At 58.3% G+C, this 15295-nt stretch carries 13 protein-coding genes and 1 riboswitch; of the genes, 10 read left to right on the top strand and 3 right to left on the bottom strand.

The genetic code is table 11. From position 1 onward, the window contains the following. Positions 1-57: 57 nt before the first annotated feature. Positions 58-1059 (bottom strand): glycosyltransferase, encoded by a 1002-nt coding sequence (locus EKL15_RS14545; RefSeq protein WP_203090077.1) that lies wholly within the window; start codon positions 1057-1059, stop codon positions 58-60. Positions 1060-1589: 530 nt separating this feature from the next. Here EKL15_RS14545 and pabB point away from each other — a divergent pair. From pabB to EKL15_RS14525, 4 genes are all read left to right on the top strand, one after another. Beyond that, positions 1590-2963, top strand: a complete 1374-nt coding sequence (gene pabB, locus EKL15_RS14540) for an aminodeoxychorismate synthase component 1 (protein ID WP_203089843.1) — start codon at positions 1590-1592, stop codon at positions 2961-2963. Further along, entirely contained in the window at positions 2960-3538 is a 579-nt protein-coding gene (locus tag EKL15_RS14535) for a CoA pyrophosphatase (protein ID WP_060439766.1), read from the top strand. The genes pabB and EKL15_RS14535 overlap by 4 nt, the downstream gene beginning before the upstream one ends. A 446-nt stretch (positions 3539-3984) precedes the next feature. Continuing rightward, positions 3985-5349 carry an L-serine ammonia-lyase gene (gene sdaA, locus EKL15_RS14530; RefSeq protein WP_060423975.1) on the top strand — a complete coding sequence of 455 codons (1365 nt, stop codon included), beginning with the start codon at positions 3985-3987 and terminating at the stop codon, positions 5347-5349. Positions 5350-5617: 268 nt separating this feature from the next. Beyond that, positions 5618-7204: an EAL domain-containing protein gene (locus EKL15_RS14525; RefSeq protein ID WP_060439765.1), complete on the top strand. Its 1587-nt coding sequence runs from the start codon at positions 5618-5620 to the stop codon at positions 7202-7204. A gap of 16 nt (positions 7205-7220) precedes the next feature. Here EKL15_RS14525 and EKL15_RS14520 read toward each other — a convergent pair whose 3' ends face one another. Continuing rightward, positions 7221-8765 carry a TerC family protein gene (locus EKL15_RS14520; protein WP_049195011.1) on the bottom strand — a complete coding sequence of 515 codons (1545 nt, stop codon included), beginning with the start codon at positions 8763-8765 and terminating at the stop codon, positions 7221-7223. 562 nt (positions 8766-9327) lie between these two features. Between EKL15_RS14520 and manX the strand changes: the two genes are divergently transcribed. The 5 genes from manX (at position 9328) to mntP (ending at position 13497) form a co-directional block, all read left to right on the top strand. Continuing rightward, positions 9328-10287, top strand: coding sequence for a PTS mannose transporter subunit IIAB (gene manX / locus EKL15_RS14515; protein ID WP_033654424.1), 960 nt, complete (start codon positions 9328-9330; stop codon positions 10285-10287). Positions 10288-10342: 55 nt separating this feature from the next. Further along, a complete protein-coding gene (locus EKL15_RS14510; RefSeq protein WP_033634888.1) occupies positions 10343-11143 on the top strand; it encodes a PTS mannose/fructose/sorbose transporter subunit IIC in 801 nt (266 codons plus the stop codon). Positions 11144-11158: 15 nt separating this feature from the next. After that, complete coding sequence (locus EKL15_RS14505; protein WP_033634889.1) at positions 11159-12001, top strand: PTS mannose transporter subunit IID; 843 nt, start codon at positions 11159-11161, stop codon at positions 11999-12001. A gap of 54 nt (positions 12002-12055) precedes the next feature. Beyond that, the gene (locus EKL15_RS14500; protein ID WP_100395669.1) at positions 12056-12514 is read left to right on the top strand and encodes a DUF986 family protein; all 459 of its coding nucleotides are present in this window, start codon (positions 12056-12058) and stop codon (positions 12512-12514) included. A 218-nt stretch (positions 12515-12732) separates the two neighbouring features. Then, positions 12733-12920: riboswitch (yybP-ykoY riboswitch) on the top strand. A gap of 7 nt (positions 12921-12927) precedes the next feature. Beyond that, positions 12928-13497, top strand: a complete 570-nt coding sequence (mntP, locus tag EKL15_RS14495; protein ID WP_004927615.1) for a manganese efflux pump MntP — start codon at positions 12928-12930, stop codon at positions 13495-13497. 62 nt (positions 13498-13559) lie between these two features. Here the strand turns inward: mntP and rlmA are convergent, their stop codons facing one another. Next, entirely contained in the window at positions 13560-14378 is an 819-nt protein-coding gene (rlmA, locus tag EKL15_RS14490; RefSeq protein WP_100395668.1) for a 23S rRNA (guanine(745)-N(1))-methyltransferase, read from the bottom strand. A 162-nt stretch (positions 14379-14540) separates the two neighbouring features. On the opposite strand from rlmA, the gene EKL15_RS14485 reads away from it, so the two are divergent. Next, positions 14541-15257 (top strand): polyphenol oxidase family protein, encoded by a 717-nt coding sequence (locus EKL15_RS14485; protein ID WP_060439762.1) that lies wholly within the window; start codon positions 14541-14543, stop codon positions 15255-15257. The last annotated feature ends 38 nt before the right edge of the window (positions 15258-15295 follow it).

Here is a 15295-nt window from a genome sequence, read left to right as displayed (position 1 = left end):
CGGCAAAAGGGAGAAGGAGTATACGCGCTAACGCGACGGATCCCAACGTCTTGTGCCTCAGGCCACTTGCGAGCAGCCGTTATCGCTGCGCCACTGCTTCAGGCGATGCCGCCACAGCATGACATGCCACCCCTGCTTCACGCCGCGCGCGTTGGCGAACATCGCTCTGTCGATGCCACGCTGATAAAACTCTTCGGTAATCTGATTCTGGGCGACCGGATCCGGCTCACGGCGAATGCTGTGGCAAATGCCCAACGCTTCACGGGTGATTTGCCAATGAAAAGCCGGACGAATAGCAATGCTGCTTGCATAGCGCAGATTGAGCCGCTCCAGCATTTCGACGATTTTCATATAGTGGCGTTGATAATCCACGTTTGCTTTGCCGGTGCGGCGACGATTGCTGATCGACTTGTCGTGTACTCGTTGACGGTACAGCGGCGTACTTAAATATTTGACCCGTTGGGCATTAAACATGACCTCGGTCGTCCAGGGAATATCCTGATGATGTAATCCCGGTTCAAAATAAAGCCGATGCCGGCGGATAAAATCGAGGCGATATATTGCCAACCATACAACGTGAATAAATTTTCTCGATTTCAATGCACGTTCGAGCCACTGTACGCCGGTGATAACGTCGGTGGTCTGTAAACGTGCCTCGGGAAAAATCGGCTGTAATTCGTCTTCACTGGCGAAATAGCGCTCGCCATTGCATTGCATCACGTCTAATTGGTGGAGCTCCGCCTGCTGCAGCAGCGTGGAATACATGTCCGGCGCCAGCAGATCGTCGGCATCGGGAAACGCCACGTATTTTCCCCGGGCCACGGCGAGCCCGGCATTACGCGCGTTAGAAACGCCGGCGTTGGCCTGATCGATGACCCGAATATGCGGATGCGCCGCCGCGTAACGGTGCGCGGTCTCTCCTGAACCGTCGGTAGAACCATCGTTGACGATGATCACCTCCAGGCGTTGTTCGCGTTGGGCCAGCAACGAAGCCAGGAAAGGCTCTAATAATTCTCCCGCATTGTGCATCGGGACGATGACGCTCAGCATTAACGACATAGGCAGCTCTTCAATGATAATGTAACAAAATAATAATTTTATTTTTTTTAAAAATATCAATCCATTCAGCGCCAGAGGGAATAAATAGGCCTAAGGCACTCAGATTTCCGCAACAGGCTAAATAAGATTTATCTTGTTTTGTCTTTTCATGCTTTCAGCAAGAAAAACAGTGTCGAATCAGGCATCCATTTCACAGAGTGGCCCGCGCGACAAAACACAGACAAAACTTTCCCGCATCACCCAGTTAATAACCATGGGTAACAATAAATTGATGAAATTAACGAATCGTTTTTATATTTCTCGGGTCTTGCGCCCTCGATAAAGCAGGATTCCAGTTTATTTGACGTTAAATTTTTAACATACCGAAGTATAATGAATGGCGCAAAAAATGCCTTATTTCAGGTTTATTGAACTGCCGTTTATGTGAACTGTGCTGCATGTCTCGCATGGCAAAACATGCATGCCGTAGCCGTCTATGGCACACTAACGCCCAGACATTGCCGTCTTCACAGCCAGGTTTTTTGACGTTCATGAGCGTAACCGCCCCAAACATAAAGTCTTTGCCCTATAGCCGCAGTGCCCTGATGACGCTTTTCGCCCCGCTTTCAGCACAGCCCTGGGCGATGTTGCTGCATTCGGGCTTTGCCGATCACTCGCATAACCGCTTCGATATTCTGGTCGCACAGCCGCGCGTTACGCTCACCACGCGTGGCCCCGACACGGTAATTGAAAGTGACGGCGTCACTACTCAGTCGAAGGAAGATCCGTTTTCCCTGCTGCAGCAGCAGTTGGCAGAGCAAGGTTGGCAGCCGGCCTTTAACCCGGATCTGCCGTTTCAGGGCGGTGCCCTGGGACTGTTCGGCTACGATCTTGGGCGCCGGGTGGAAACCTTGCCGCAGTTGGCCGAAGCCGACCTCGCGTTGCCGGACATGGCGGTGGGCATTTACGACTGGGCAGCGATCGCCGACCACCAATTGCAAACCCTGACGCTGCTCAGCTATGGCGATGTGGAGCAGCGCTGGCGCTGGCTCACTCGCCAAACCGCGCCGGCGGAGCGCCCTTTCACGCTGCGTAGCGGCTGGCATGCCAATATGACGCGGCGGCAATACGGCGAGAAGTTCCAACGTGTTCAGCACTACCTGCGCAGCGGCGACTGTTACCAGATTAATCTGGCACAGCGATTCTCCGCCGACTACCAGGGGGACGAATGGCAGGCGTTTTGCCGACTGAGCGCCTGCAACCGTGCGCCGTTCTCAGCCTTCCTGCGGCTGCCGCACAACAGCGTGCTGAGCGTCTCTCCCGAGCGCTTCCTCTGGCTGGAGCAGCAGCGTATCCAAACCCGCCCGATCAAGGGCACGCTGCCGCGGCTGGCGGACGCACAACAAGACGCCGCACAGGCTCGCCGTTTGGCCGATTCGCCCAAGGACCGCGCTGAAAATCTGATGATCGTCGATCTGCTGCGCAACGATATCGGCCGCGTCGCCCAGCCCGGCAGCGTACGGGTGCCGGAACTGTTCGTCGTGGAGCCGTTCCCGGCGGTACATCACCTGGTGAGCACCATTACCGCCACCCTGCCGGAGCAGACCTCGGCCACCGAGCTGCTGCGCGCCTGCTTCCCCGGCGGTTCGATCACCGGCGCGCCCAAGGTGCGAGCGATGGAAATCATCGAAGAGCTGGAGCCGCAGCGTCGCAACGCCTATTGCGGCAGCATCGGTTACCTGAGCGCCTGCGGCACCATGGACACCAACATCACCATCCGCACGCTCGTCACCGAAAACGGCCGCATCCACTGCTCCGCCGGCGGCGGCATCGTGGCAGACAGCCAGGAACAGGCGGAATACCAGGAAACCTTCGACAAGGTTGGTCGTATTCTGCCGCAGCTTGGGGAGTACTCCCTGTCGTGATCCCATCGAATTCACCGGCCTCACTGCACGCCTTTATCAGCCGTTTTCAACTGCAGTTACCGCAGGCGGCGCAGATCTCGCACAATGTGCGCCCGGCGGCGGTGCTGATCCCGATCGTTTGCCGCGCCGAGCCCACCTTGCTGTTGACCCGCCGTGCCGATTCGCTGCGTAAACATGCCGGCCAGGTGGCCTTCCCCGGCGGGAAAACCGATGCCGAAGACGGGTCGGCGATCGTCACGGCGCTGCGGGAAGCGCAGGAAGAAGTGGCGATACCGCCACACGCGGTAACCGTCCTCGGCCAAATGGCGCCGCTCGACAGCAGCACCGGATTTCAGGTCACGCCCATCGTCGGCCTCATCCCGCCGGACGTGCAGTTCCACGCCAACGAGGGCGAAGTGGCGGACGTGTTCGAGATGCCCCTGCGGGAAGCGCTGACCCTGTCGCGTTACTACCCGCTGGATATCCATCGCGCCGGCCACACGCACCGCATTTACCTCTCCTGGTATCACAGCCAGTTTATCTGGGGGCTGACCGCCGCCATTATTCGCCGCTTGGCGCAGCAGGTCAGTATTTGACCCGCATTGCGTGATCTGACTCGCAATCTGGCATGGCCGTCGACGTCCGCTGCAGGTAAAGCGATCGAAATCACTTCATTTGATCGCTTTTTCAACTACCGTTCTGGTTGAATGGTTTTAAAAAAACTGTAAACCCTCTCTTAAACCTTACGAAATACCTGTAAAATACCACCGTCCGAGATAAACCACTGTAGAAACAGGGATTAAGCCGGCGGCGTTCAGCACGGAAAGCTGGCGCGATTACCGCTAATGGAGCTTGGGCGAAAGCGGATACCCCGCTTAAGGGTTCGCCCCGGGTAATCAGCAAAAAAAGCGACACCACGGATTATTTAATTTCATGCGAAAAAGGCAGCCGAACCCGCACGGCCCTTTTACAATATCGCTGTTCCCTGCGCGGTTTTTAACCGCCGCAGCCATAACAATACGTCTCTTTAAGGAGTTTTAGCGTGATTAGCGTTTTCGACATGTTTAAGATCGGCATCGGCCCGTCCAGCTCTCATACGGTTGGACCGATGAAAGCCGGCAAACAGTTTGTCGACGATCTGGTAAATAAAGGCCTGATGCCTTCTATCACGCGTGTTGCCGTAGACGTTTACGGCTCACTCTCATTGACCGGTAAAGGTCACCATACCGATATCGCCATCATTCTCGGCCTGGCCGGCAATATGCCGGACACAGTCGATATCGATAGCATTCCGGGTTTTATTCGCGATGTAGAACAACGTCAACGCCTGATGCTGGCCAATGGCCTGCATGAAGTCGATTTCCCGCGCGACGGCGGCATGGTCTTCCGCAGCGACAACCTGCCGCTGCATGAGAACGGCATGCAGATCCACGCCTTCGCCGGCGAGAAAGAAGTGTACAGCAAGACCTACTACTCCATCGGCGGCGGCTTCATCGTCGACGAGGAGAACTTCGGCAAGGCCGGCGAGCAAGAGCTGAAAATGCCTTATCCGTTCAACTCCGCGCGCGAAATGCTCGACCACTGCCGCGAGACCGGCCTGTCGCTGTCCGGCATGGTGATGCAGAACGAGCTGGCGCTGCACAGCAAGCAAGAGATCGACACCTACTTCGGTAACGTCTGGCAAACCATGCGTGCCTGTATCGATCGCGGTCTGAACACCGAAGGCGTGCTGCCGGGGCCGCTGCGCGTGCCGCGCCGTGCCTCCGCGCTGCGCCGCATGCTGGTGGCGTCGGACAAACTGTCCAACGATCCGATGAACGTAATCGACTGGGTCAACATGTTCGCGCTGGCGGTGAACGAAGAAAACGCCGCCGGCGGCCGCGTGGTCACCGCGCCGACCAACGGCGCCTGCGGCATCGTGCCCGCGGTGCTGGCTTACTACGATCACTTCATCGAATCCGTCAGCCCGGATATCTATATCCGCTACTTTATGGCGGCAGGCGCCATCGGCGCGCTGTACAAGATGAACGCTTCCATTTCCGGCGCCGAAGTTGGCTGCCAGGGTGAAGTCGGCGTGGCCTGCTCCATGGCGGCGGCCGGTCTGGCCGAGCTGCTGGGCGGCAGCCCTGAACAGGTGTGCGTGGCGGCGGAGATCGGCATGGAACACAACCTGGGTCTGACCTGCGACCCGGTCGCCGGCCAGGTACAGGTGCCGTGCATCGAGCGCAACGCCATCGCTTCGGTCAAGGCGATCAACGCCGCCCGCATGGCCCTGCGCCGCACCAGCGAGCCACGCGTTTCGCTGGATAAGGTGATCGAGACCATGTACGAAACCGGCAAAGACATGAACGCCAAGTACCGCGAAACGTCACGCGGCGGCCTGGCGATCAAGGTGCAATGCGACTGACAGACAACCCCGCCGCCCGGCGGGGTTTTTTATGGGTAATCAATTCATTGACCGCTTTTAGTGACAATGTCACCAGAAAATATCCTGCATTTTTCTCATCGATCGGGCGGTTAGCCTGCAAATTGGCCTTCTGTTTTACCATACTGAAATAATTTACTGAGTTACCATCAATCTTGTATAACCTCAGGCTAGAATTAGCCGAGCGCAACTTAAGGATCTATGGCCTGACTGTGACTCGGAGCTGGATTACCGAACAAGGATTTACCGGATGTTGATGACCCACCTCGCCGCGTCCCGATATCGTTACTACCGTTGGCTGCTGGCCGGAGCGGTGGGCGTGGCTATTCTGTTGGTATCGCTGTATACCCGTTACTATCAAGAGGTCAAAAGCATCGAGCAGAGCCAGCAGACGTTGGCTACCCGCACCGTCGGCAAGATCAACCAATTGCTGACGCCAGCGCAGATGCAGGCGGAACGCAGTATGGACATGCTGGACCAACCCTGCGAAAACGTTTCATCGACCCTGCGCTTTCGCGCCGCGCAAAATCAGGCGCTACGCGCGATGTTGCTGGTGAAAAACGGTGTTATTTACTGCTCCAGCCTGTTTGGCGCCCGTCATTATCAGCTGGCCGCGGTGATGCCCACCTTCGTCGACAGCAACGCCAGGCTGGCGCTGCGCCCCTCTCTGGCGGTCAGCAAAGGCCTGCCCACGCTGGTGATGTGGACGCCATCCCCCCGTGATAAAACCAGCGGCGTGCTGCACGTATTCAATATCGAGCTGCTGTCCAACTTTTTACTCGAACCGCAAGAGCCTTACGTTCAGCGAGTGGTCCTGAACGTGGACGACAGCAGCCTGGAATATGGCCGCCGCGAAATCCTGAGCCGCGACACCCTGACCAACGACCTGCGCTACACCGCCGGCTCCGCGCTGTACCCGTTCTCGATTTCACTGTTCGGCCCACAGATCGGCATGCTGGCGCTGTCCGCATTGCCGCGCCATATCCCGCTGGCGCTGTTGATCAGCCTGCTGGCGGCCTATGTGGTCTATCTGCTCACCGCCAACCGCATGAGCCTGTCTTACCACATCGGCCATGCCATCACTCATCGGGAGTTCCGCGTCTACTGTCAGCCTATCATCCACAGCGACACCGGGCGCTGCGCCGGCGTCGAGATGCTGCTGCGTTGGAAAAAGAAGCGACAAGGATGGATCTCGCCTGACGTGTTTATTCCGCTGGCCGAGCAGCATGAGCTCATCATTCCGCTCACTCGCTATCTGATGAACACCGTGACGGAAAATCTGCAGCTGTTCCCGCCACGACCGTCCTTCTACATCAGCATCAACGTCGCCGCCGAGCACTTTAAAACGCTCAACATCATCGACGATATCCGCCAGATTTGGCTGCCGGCGCACCCGATGCCCTCATTGATGCTGGAGCTGACCGAACGCACCGCGCTGTCGGCGATCCAGTATGACCAGATCCGCACGCTGAAAGACATGGGGATCATGCTGGCCATCGACGATTTCGGCACCGGCCACAGCTCGCTGAGCTACCTGAAAAACCTCAGTCCGGACGTCTTGAAGATCGATCGCGGGTTTACCGCCGCCATCGGCACCGATGCGGTCAACGCCACAGTGACCGACACCATCATTACGCTGGCGCAGCGCCTGAAGCTGAAACTGGTGGCAGAGGGGGTGGAAACGGAGGAACAGGCCGACTATCTGCGCTCACGCGAGGTCAATGCCCTGCAAGGGTATTATTTCGCCAAGCCGATGCCGATTCATGTTTTCCCGCTGTGGTTGCAGCAGTACGAATCGCGCGTCAGGAAAGCGGAAGAGGAACCGCCGGAGGCCTGAGCCCCCGGCGGGAGGGTTACGCGTGCGCCGGGTCGTCCAGGGCGACGCGGGTAACGCGCACCAGTTCGATACGGTATTCGGACACCTCAACGATATCGAAACGCAGGTGGTTCAGCTCGATGGTGTCTCCCGCCACCGGCATCTGCCCGTAGTGGGCCAACAGCAGCCCCGCCAGGGTGGCGTAGTCGGCGGTGGGGCTGACCAGGTCATCGCAGGCCAGCGCCTGTTCCAGCGAGTGCAGATCGGTTCCGCCCTTCACCAGCCAGCCGTCGCCTTCCGCCACGATGTCCGGCGTTTCGTCCTCGTCCGGGAATTCACCGGCAATCGCTTCCAGCACGTCCAGCGGCGTCACCAGCCCCTGCACGACGCCGAACTCATTGGTGACCACCACCAGACGCCCTTTGGCGCGACGCAGCACCGCCAGCAGCTTGATGACGTCCATGGTTTCCGGCACCACGATCGGCGGCGTGCGGGCGGCGAACTCGGCGATGTCTTCACCCTGCTCCAGCGCCACCAGCAGATCCTTGGCGCGTACCACGCCGACAATCTCATCCACCGAATCACGACACACCGGGAACAGGCTGTGCGGCGTATCCAGCAGCTGTGCGCGTACCTCCTCGCGGGAGCGCTCGCAGTCGACCCAGGAAATGTCGGTGCGCGGCGTCATCACGCTGCGCAATGAACGCGAGGCCAGCGTCAACACGCCGCTGATCATATAGCGCTCTTCCGCCGCAAAGGTTTCATCCCTCGGCAAGGCGACCGCATCGTCCGTCTGCTGTGTACGCTGCTGCCCCATCAGGCGCATGATCGCTTCCGCGGTGCGCTCGCGCATCGGGCGACGCGCTTGATGCTTGATGAAGTTGCGACGCGCGATCTGGTTGAACAATTCAATCAGGATCGAGAAGCCGATAGCGGCGTACAGGTAGCCTTTAGGAATGTGCAAACCGAAGCCTTCGGCGATCAGGCTAAGGCCAATCATCAACAGGAAACTCAGGCACAGCACCACGATGGTCGGGTGCGCGTTGACGAAGTTGGTCAACGGCTTCGACGCCAACAGCATCACCGCCATCGCGATCACTACCGCCGCCATCATCACCGGCAGATCGTTCACCATACCCACGGCGGTAATCACCGCATCGAGCGAAAACACCGCGTCAAGGATCACGATCTGCACCACCACCGCCCAGAACTTGGCGTAACCGCGGTTGGCGCCGTCCTGGTGCGTCTGCCCTTCCAGCCGTTCGTGCAGCTCCATGGTCGCCTTGAACAGCAGGAACACCCCGCCGAACAGCAGGATCAAATCGCGGCCGGAGAAGCTGAAATCGCCGACGCTGAACAGCGGCGTAGTCAGGGTTACCATCCAGGAGATCACCGACAGCAGGCCCAAACGCATCAGCAACGCCAGCGACAGGCCAATGATGCGCGCCTTATCGCGCTGCTTCGGCGGCAGCTTGTCGGCCAAAATGGCGATGAACACCAGGTTGTCGATGCCCAGCACGATTTCCAGCACCACCAGCGTAAGCAACCCCGCCCAAATAGAGGGGTCCATTAAAAATTCCATATCAGACTCCAGAGAAAAGTGGGAATGCGCGCACACCGCTCAGACGTGACGATGCCGCCGCTGCATGGGCGCAGTCGACAATAGCAAAGTGACGGGATGGGATTACCGGGAGATGGCCGAAGGGCCGAACAGCATATGCAACGCCAGCAGGTGGCGGGTGAAACCTAGTAAAACAGTAACTTCGGTGACAGTCCATAGGGAGGGCTGAGGCCCTTCACTCCTTAGTGATGAAAGAGGAAATTACTGTATCAGGATTTTTCTGGGGGACAAAGCGGCTTTTTCAACGGCGGTTTAGCATGGCGCCGCGCCGTATCATCTGCGACAGCTAAGATTTCTCCGAGCATTCAATAACGGAGCAGCGTCACAAAAAATATTTTTTCACTCACTAAAATAAATGTCGCGTTCGTGAAGCATCACGCACAGGCATTTGAAACTGCGTGAGAAATGTTAGGCGTGCGTTTCTTTTTTTCTACCATAATGTATCTGAACCGCGGAAGTGACTGCCAAGACGGCGCGGAGAAACGACACAAACCGCGCCTGGAGTTCAACGAGGAGGTAGCGAGTGGCAATAGCTATTATCATCGGCACACACGGGGCTGCAGCGGAACAACTGCTGAAAACGGCGGAGATGCTATTGGGCGAGCAGGACAACGTCGCCTTTATAGACTTCGTTCCCGGTGAGAATGCCGAAACGTTAATCGTCAAGTACAACGAAAAAATCAGTGGGTTGGATACCAGCGGCGGCGTGCTGTTCCTGGTGGATACCTGGGGCGGCAGCCCGTTCAACGCCGCCAGCCGCATTGCGGTCGACAAAGAAAACTATGAGGTCGTCACCGGGGTCAACATTCCGATGCTGGTGGAAACCTTCATGGCGCGGGACGACAACCCCGCCTTCGATGAACTGGTGGCGCTGGCGTTGGAAACCGGCCGCGAAGGCGTGAAAGCGCTGAAAAAACCGCAGGAAGAACCCGCAAAACCCGCAGCACCCGTCGCCAAAGCCGCTGCCCCTCAGGCGCCGCTGGGGCCGAACGACCACATGAAAATCGGCCTGGCGCGCATCGATGACCGTTTGATTCACGGCCAGGTCGCCACCCGCTGGACCAAAGAAACCAACGTCAGCCGCATTATCGTCGTCAGCGATGAAGTCGCCGCCGACCATGTGCGCAAAACCCTGCTGACCCAGGTCGCCCCGCCGGGCGTCACCGCTCACGTGGTGGACGTGGCGAAGGCGATCCGCGTCTGGAACAACCCGAAGTACGCCAACGACCGCGTAATGCTGCTGTTTACCAACCCGACCGACGTTTTGCGTCTGGTGGAAGGCGGCGTGGATATTCAATCCGTCAATATCGGCGGCATGGCGTTCCGCCAGGGGAAAACCCAGGTGAACAACGCCGTTTCCGTCGATGAAAAAGATATCGAAGCGTTTAAGAAACTGAACGATCGCGGTATCGAGCTGGAGGTGCGTAAGGTCTCGTCCGACAGCCGGCTAAAAATGATGGACCTGATTAACAAACTCAATTAGTGGCGCCAGCCGCTGATTATTTTACTCAGAGCTTTTTGGTCATAGGAGAAGTGCAATGGAGATCACCACTCTTCAGATTGTGCTGATATTTATCGTTGCCTGTATCGCCGGGATGGGTTCCGTCCTCGACGAGTTTCAGTTCCACCGTCCGCTGGTCGCCTGTACCCTGATCGGCTTCATTCTCGGCGATATGAAAACCGGCATCATTATCGGCGGTACGCTGGAAATGATCGCCCTGGGCTGGATGAACATCGGTGCGGCAGTCGCACCGGATGCCGCCCTGGCGTCCATCATCTCGACCATTCTGGTCATCGCCGGCGGGCAAAGCGTCGGCGCCGGTATCGCCCTGGCCATTCCGCTGGCGGCGGCCGGCCAGGTGTTGACCATCATCGTACGTACCCTCACCGTGGCCTTCCAGCACGCGGCGGACAGCGCGGCGGAGCGCGGCAGCCTGCGGGCCATCACCTGGATCCACATCGGCGCCCTGCTGCTGCAGGCGATGCGTATCGCCATTCCGGCAGTCATCGTCGCCATCTCGGTTGGCACCGCCGGGGTACACGCCCTGCTCAACTCGATCCCGGAAGTGGTCACCAGCGGCCTGAACATCGCCGGCGGCATGATCGTGGTGGTCGGTTACGCGATGGTGATTAACATGATGCGCGCCGGCTACCTGATGCCGTTCTTCTACCTTGGTTTCGTGACCGCCGCCTTCACCAACTTCAACCTGGTGGCGCTCGGCGTCATCGGCGTGGTGATGGCCGTGCTGTATATCCAGCTCAGCCCGAAATACAACAAGTCCCAGGTTGTCCAGGCCGGCCCGGCTAATGCGAACGATCTCGATAACGAACTCGACTAGGAATAGGTGAGAGAAATGGTTGATACAACTGCTCAAAAGAAACTCACGCCGGCCGATATTCGCGGCGTATTCCTGCGCTCCAACCTGTTCCAGGGGTCGTGGAACTTCGAGCGCATGCAGGCGCTGGGTTTTTGCTTCTCGATGGTACCGGTGATCCGTCGCCTGTATCCGGAAAACAATGACGATCGCAAACAGGCGATCAAGCGCCACCTCGAGTTCTTCAACACCCACCCTTACGTGGCGGCGCCGGTGCTCGGCGTGACCATGGCGATGGAAGAGCAACGCGCCAACGGCGCGCCGATCGACGACGGTGCGATCAACGGCATCAAGGTCGGTCTGATGGGGCCATTGGCGGGCGTCGGTGACCCGATTTTCTGGGGCACCGTGCGGCCGGTGTTCGCCGCGCTCGGCGCCGGTATCGCCATGAGTGGCAGCCTGCTCGGGCCGATCCTGTTCTTCGTGCTGTTCAACCTGGTGCGCCTGCTGACCCGCTACTACGGCGTGGCCTACGGTTACCGTAAAGGGGTGGATATCGTCAACGACATGGGCGGCGGCTTCCTGCAAAAACTGACGGAAGGGGCGTCCATTCTCGGCCTGTTTGTTATGGGCGCCTTGGTCAACAAGTGGACGCACGTGAATATCCCGCTGGTGGTGTCCAAGATCACCGACCAGACCGGGCATACCAACGTCACCACGGTGCAGACCATCCTCGACCAGCTGATGCCGGGCCTGGTACCGCTGCTGCTGACCTTCGCCTGTATGTGGCTGCTGCGCAAAAAAGTCAATGCGCTGTGGATCATCATCGGCTTCTTCGTCATCGGTATCTTTGGCTATTGGATTGGCCTGCTGGGCCTGTAATCGTTCGAATCGGCCGGGGGGCAACCCCCGGCTTTTTTATGTGTGGAGCAAGAGATGTCACTGACCGACGCCGTACTGATGCTGTTTATCGCCCTGCTGTTGCTGTACTCGCTGTATGACGAATTCGGCATGGACCTGCTGAAAGGTAAAACACGGCTTAAAGTGGCGCTCAAACGCCGTCATCGCCTCGATAGCCTGATTTTCGTCGGCCTGATCGCCATTCTGATTTACCGCAACGTCACCACCAACGGTGCGGTATTAACCACCTATTTGCTTATTTCTTTGGCGCTGCTCGCGATCTATATCTCTTATATTCGCGCCCCCAAGATGGTGTTTAAAGCACAGGGTTTTTTCTTCGCGAACGTGTTTGTCGAATATAACCGCATTAAAGCCATGAATTTATCGGAGGATGGCATTCTGGCCGTCGACCTGGAACAGCGCCGGCTGTTGGTTCAGGTGACGCACCTGGATGACCTGGAGAAGATTTACCACTTTTTCATTGATAATCAATAGATAAAGAAAAGCTCATTTTACTTTCGCTCAAACCTTGCGCTGCTTGTGGATAATTAATCGGCAGCGCCATTTTTACTCTGACTATTATTTCCGCAACATTGTTACCCACGTCTACATTATATTCCCGCATGAACTTAGATTAATGAAAACGAGTCTCAATTAAGAGCGAACATGACTCTAGAATAAAGTTGTCGGTGGCGGAAATAATATGGTATGGTTGCGCCGTCATTGGGGAGTAGCCGGTTTCTGGAGAATAAAACGCCAGAAACGCCCGTATCAACATACTCGTTTCGCCGTATGAAACGTGGTGCGGGCAGCCAGGTAAGGTTGGCGAGACCATAGACACGTAACTCCGTCGTTTGGTTGGGGGTGGGTTACGTGTATATGGAGCCACCCGGCCGAGGCTATTTCACATGAACCTTTCAGCAACACTCATTCTCGCTTTTGGCATGTCCATGGATGCTTTCGCCGCTTCGATCGGCAAAGGTGCCAGCCTGCATCAACCCCGTTTCCGCGAAGCGATCCGCACCGGCCTGATCTTCGGCGTGGTCGAAGCGATCACCCCGCTCATCGGTTGGGCCATCGGTCTGTTCGCCAGCCAATACATCATGGAATGGGACCACTGGGTCGCCTTCTCCCTGCTGTTCATTCTCGGCATGCGCATGATCGTCGAAGGGGTGCGCAACAGGCCCGATGAGGAAGAGAAGGTCAAACGCCACGGCTTCTGGATCTTGGTGGCCACCGCTATCGCCACCAGCCTCGACGCTATGGCTATCGGCGTCGGCCTGGCCTTCCTGCAGGTGAATATCGTGCATACCGCCATGGCCATCGGCTGCGCCACCATGATCATGGCGACGCTGGGCATGATGATTGGCCGCTTTATCGGCCCGCTGCTGGGCAAACGCGCCGAGATCCTCGGCGGCGTGGTGCTGATCGGTATCGGCGTCAACATTCTGCTGGAGCACCTCGGCTACCTGGCCTGAGGCGATGACTCTGCAAAAAAACCTGCCGCGGCAGGTTTTTTTGTTTTTGAGTTCAAGGTCCCTTAGGCGTGACGTCGGTACAACGCCAGGACGAAATCCGTCTCGCACACGAACTCGGCGCCATCCGCCAGCCGCTGCTGCACCTCCGGCGTAGCACGCCAGGCGAACGGTGTCATCTGCAGCAGGTTGGCGGCCTGCGCGCCCGGCAGGGTCATCGTATAGGCCAACGCCTCTTTACGCTCGCACTCGAAACCGTCGAACTGTTCGTCCTGCTCGGCATGCAGCTGCACCTGCTGGTAGACCTGCTCTTTCAGCTGGTACAGATGACGCGGGCCCGGCGAAACCGTCACCACCACACCGCCCGGCTTCACCACCCGCGCCAGCTCCTCTGCCTTGCAAGGCGCATAAATGCGCAAGACCGCATCCAGCGCCGCGTCGGCGAACGGCAGACGGTGGCTGGAGGCGACGCAGAACGAGACCGCAGGATAACGTTTGGCGGCGTAGCGGATCGCTACCTTGGCGACGTCCAGCCCATAGACCGCCATATTGCGCGCCTGCGCCAGCCGTGCGGCCACGGCGGCGGTGTAATACCCTTCCCCACAGCCTATGTCCAACAACGCGCCTGCATCGGCCGCCAGCGCCAAATCCAGCCACTCGGCCACCTGCTGCTGCAGCGGTTGATAATAACCGCCGTCGAGAAACGCGCGCCGTGCCTGCATCATTTCCGCGCTGTCTCCCGGCTGCTTCGATCGTTTATGCTGCACCGGCAGCAGATTGACGTAGCCTTCTTTGGCTTGATCGAACTGATGATTGCCGTCGCAACGCCAGTGTTGCGATGAAAAATGCAGCGGTTGATGACACAGAGGGCATTGATAAGACATGAAATGGGCTTCCAGAAAGACAGGGCGCGGCTAGTCTAAAGAAGGCGTCGGCTCGATGCAAGGCGCATCCCCGCTCGCTTTCGCCGCCAACAACGCCTGGTCAAGCGGGGAAAAAGCTGGCTACACTGAGAGTCTGTTTTCTCACGCAGGTGAAAATAACTTATGAGCGATCGTTCCGCGCTGCTCGATGCGGTGCCCCACATTCAGCACGGCTTCGGCAGCAAACTCGCGCTGCTGCCCGGGCATCTGCTGCCCTACAGCGCCACGCTACCGGAAAAGAAGCAGGTGCACGGCATCCGTATCGTCGACGTGCTGCAACCGGCGCAGGCGTGCGGCGAGGCCGATGGTTTCTATACCCGCCAGCCCGGCATTCTGCTCAGCGTACTGACGGCGGACTGTCTGCCGGTGCTGTTCAGCCGCCGCGACGGGGGCGCCATCGCCGCGGTTCATGCCGGCTGGCGCGGGCTACTGGACGGCATTCTGGAACAGATGGCAGCGCGCATTCGCCAGGACGGCGACACCGCCGATTGGGTGGCCTCTATCGGCCCTGCCGCCGGCCCGTGCTGCTACGAAGTCGATGAAGCGCTGGTGGAAAATTTTAAACAGCGCCTGCCGCTGCCCGCCACGCTGATCAGCCCACATTACCGGCATCTGGATCTGGCCGCGATTGCCGAATACAAGCTGGCGGCGCTCGGCTTCGCCGCCGTTGACCGCGCAGGCAGCTGCACCATCTGCACGCCGGACGTCGACCCACAGCGGCCACAGCGCTTCAAATACACCAGCTATCGCCGCAACAGCCACCGGCGCGCGCAGGATCCGACGCATCCGGGGATCAAAGGCCGCAACCAGTACGCCGGCATCATCATCGCCGCCGGATGACGGAAACGAAAAAGCCCGCTCGAAGGCGGGCTTTTTGT

The organism is Serratia sp. 4542 (genome assembly GCF_016805595.1).
Classification (GTDB): Bacteria; Pseudomonadota; Gammaproteobacteria; order Enterobacterales; family Enterobacteriaceae; genus Serratia; species Serratia nevei.
This window is presented reverse-complemented; position numbering and strand designations above follow the sequence as displayed.